The sequence below is a fragment of the Streptomyces sp. NPDC102437 genome (assembly GCF_044765565.1).
GTDB lineage: Bacteria > Actinomycetota > Actinomycetes > Streptomycetales > Streptomycetaceae > Streptomyces.
This window is the reverse complement of sequence record NZ_JBIWKI010000066.1, coordinates 23,968-27,462: the sequence shown is the minus strand read 5'-3', so window position 1 is coordinate 27,462 and position 3,495 is coordinate 23,968. Positions and strand designations below refer to the sequence as shown.

Below are 3,495 nucleotides of genomic sequence, written 5' to 3'. Positions count from 1 at the left end.
AGTCCGTCGGCATAGGCCTGCCCGAACTTCAGACACCAGCGACGCACTGTCTCGTAGGAAACGATCACGCCGCGCTCGAGCATCAGTTCCTCGACGTCACGGAATGACAACGGGAAGCGGAAGTACAGCCGTACCGCGTGCGCGATCACCTCCACCGGGTACCGGTGCCCCTTGTACGACGGTGACGCGGACGACACGAGCGAACCCCTTCCGGCACGATCAACTCCAAGATCATCCCAGGCCGGTCAGTTAACGTGACAACGTCGGCGCGCCAGCGACCGCACCGCGGTCACCCCGTACGGGGTGACCGCGGCCCGTGACCGAGTCATTTCGCAGGTAGGAACTGAAAGATCTGTCGGGCTGATGAAAGACATCTCAACTGGCCCATGTCGGACCAATTCCTGGTGTCGGCATCCGGGGATCCCAGGCAGAGGTCCGGTCTCTGGTCTTGTGGAACGAAGCGGAGGTGTTCCGCTCTGATCTGGAATCCTCCGCCGTGGGCGGTGACTTTTTTGAGCCGGAACTGCTCGGCTTCCCGTAAGCCGTGGCCTCTGTCCGGACCGAGGCCGTCGCCTGCGTCGGAGTCCGGGCCGCAGTGCATGATCGACGCCGGTGCTCCGTCGGCCGTCGACGCATCGTTGATGCCCAGGCAACGGTCCGGTTCGCCATCTCTTCCGGGGAAGACGATCCGGTAGGTGCCCTTGGACTCGTCCAGCCTGACCTTGGTGCTTTCGCCTGTCGTGCAAGACGTCTGGAAGAAGAAGTATTCGCTCCCGGCCATGCCCTTCTCCTCGGGCGGCCTTCGTTCAGCCACACAACGGCCGTCCGCGGTACGCATCTGGTAAATACCCGGCGGAAGCACAGGCGGGGAGGACGTCGCCAGCGATTTACTCGCGGAGGGGGAGGGGGAACGGGGGCCGTCGCTGGGCTGCGTGCTGACGGGTTTGTCGCCGCCTGGCCAGAGCACGAACAGGACCGCTCCCGCGCCGGCGAAGGTGCCGACGAGTGTCATCGGCAGATAACGAGTACGGGATTTGCGGCCTTCGGCCTCTGCGGACGCCGGCGCAGGGGGCAGCGCTTCTGCTGAAGTCTCGCCCTCACCGCCTGCGGTTTCGGTGCCAGTGAGGTGACTGGGGGCTGTGTCCGTGCCGGCGACGGGACCGGGCTCCGGGACAGGCAAGGCCTCGTCTTCTTCATCAACTCTGGCCGGCGCGAGGGTCTCCAGGCTCGTGGCCAGTCGACGGCGGGTGTCCAGCCAGGCGTCGATGGTGACGGCGTCGCCGCCACAAGCCCGAACAAAGGCAGTCAGAACCTCTTCACGGGGGAGGTCTTGGCGTGCCAGAACACCGGCGATCGTGGTCCGCGGCAGTGTGTCGCCGGCTTCGCGCGCCTTGCGTTCCAGCGTGCGGAAGCTGAGATCGGCCCAGTTGCGTAACTGCCGCATCATGGCGACGAACTCTGCCGGCGTACGCGCAGCCCTCGGATCAGGCCTCATCCCGTGCCCCCTGGTTGCTCACCTGTCGCCCACAGATTAGTGCGGATGCCAGCAGCCCAAGAGTCCAGAGTGACGCGCCGCCGAGTGCTCCGGCACGCGCCGGGAAGGCCTGGGCAATGTCCGCTGTTCCACCACGACTTCCTTCGAAGAGCCGACGACTCGCGGCCCGGAAGGAGGCTGTTCCGGCTCAGCAGTGTCCCGCCGGATCTTGCGGCGGCCCGGGCAGTCCGGATCCGTCCGGGGCCGTCCGGGCCCGGCTGTCCCCTTGCCGGATCCCGTGACTGCAATTCACGGACAGGGCCTTTGACCTGCGCGGACGGGCCCGGACTGTCCCGGACGCCCTGATCCGTTGTGCGGGGGTCGGTGGCCCCGCGACGCTTCTCGTACCGCTCCGCAGCCGCTCGACGGCATCAGGTGCGGGAGCTTCCTCCAGCAGTCCAGGACCGCGGAGTGAAGCCGGAACTCGAAGCCGTGGCGGGTTCGGCCGCCGGGCACCCCGCCTGCCCTTGTCTCAGGAGGAATCCCGTGAACATCTCTTCGCGTAAGACCGTTTCCCGCCGGGGGAGCGGGGCCGGCCGGTGGCTGGCTCGTGAGCCCCGCCGCTGGCCGGTGTCCTTGCGGATGGCTCTGGTGGCCGTCATCGCCGTGGTCGGCTTCACCTTGGTCGGGCCGGCGGCGACGGCGTCGGCCGCGCCGCCCCCGCCGAGCCCGGCCTCGGACTCCGGTCGTGAGCCCAGCCGCTGGGAAAGGCTGCAGTGGCAGATGTACGAGAACTGGGTCGCGGCCACGCTGGACGGTCACGACCCGTACTACAAGTGGAAGCTGCTCCGGCAGATCTTCGCCAAGCGTGTCTTCGCCAAGTTGGAGAAGGGCAGCGTCAGCCTCTCGTTCAAGGACGATGTGCCGAATTTTGTGCAGGACGCAGAGGAATTCATCCGGCGGTCGCAGGAGACTCCCGACGGGCTGCGGCGGCAGCTCACCGATGCCGGGAAAAAGATCCACGATCTGAACCAGAAGATCGCCAAGGCCCAGACCCTCGCCGAGCGGGAGGAGCTCGAGAGCGACCGGGAAGTAGCCCGCAAGCAGGAAAAGGACGTGGCCAAGCGGTACCGGAAGCTGATGGGAACCCAGCCGGACGCAGAACGCGTCAAGGCGAAGATCCAGGGCCTCGACACGAAGATCAGCGACCTCAAAAACAAGATCACCAGTCTTGAGGAAGAGACGAAGAAGTCCCGTCCGGACCGCCGGGAGAAGCAGCGGCAGCTGAACACGGCCCGTGCGAACCTGGCCGAGGCCGAGGCCGACCGCCGTCGGCTCCAGGGGCCGCCCGACGACGACGGCGACACCGGCGGCACGCGTACAACACCACGCGACCCGAAGCAGCCTCCGAAGGGACCGAGCTCCACCAACCCGACGGCCACACCGACCACATCGACCACGTCGAAGGAGACCACCGGCTCGACCGTGACCGGGCCCACGACCACGTCGAAGAAGACCACCAGCTCGACTACCCCCGACCCCATGACGTCCTGGAAGGGGTGGGGCAGTCTCAAGACCCCGAAGGGCGGGTTCCGGGGCAGCACGGGAACCAACCAGATGGCTGACGCCATCGCCGGGGTCATTGCCGACGGCATCAGCCAGGACTACGCAGCCCACCTGGACAGCAGGAACCAGCAGCTGCTGGAGCAGGCACGCAAGGACCCAGCTCTGGCGAAACGGATCATCGACGACTACAACGAGATCAAGGACAACAACGACATCGAGGTCCTCTTCCGCGCCTTCGACACCTCCAAGGGATTCACCCAGGACGCCACCCGCCAAGTCGCTCCTGAGCTGATCAAGTCGCAAAAGGCGCTCGACACCGCGAAAGCAGTCGCCGACAAGTCCAACGCGGACCCGTTCTACCAGCAGGCCCGCACCGAGTGCGGCGGGTTCGACACCTGCGTCACCGACCGCACCGACAAGCTGCGCAAGCAGAACGCGAAGGCGATCGCGGACTC

At 66.4% G+C, this 3,495-nt stretch carries 1 protein-coding gene and 2 pseudogenes; 1 reads left to right on the top strand and 2 read right to left on the bottom strand.

The window, feature by feature from the left end:
* Window positions 1–197: pseudogene (locus tag ACIRJP_RS38940) on the bottom strand (IS6 family transposase); the annotation flags it as partial.
* Between the two features lie 128 nt (window positions 198–325).
* Complete coding sequence (locus ACIRJP_RS38935) at window positions 326–1,495, bottom strand: RICIN domain-containing protein (protein WP_404185297.1); 1,170 nt, start codon at window positions 1,493–1,495, stop codon at window positions 326–328.
* Between the two features lie 525 nt (window positions 1,496–2,020).
* On the opposite strand from ACIRJP_RS38935, the pseudogene ACIRJP_RS38930 reads away from it, so the two are divergent.
* Window positions 2,021–3,495: pseudogene (locus ACIRJP_RS38930) on the top strand (hypothetical protein); the annotation flags it as partial.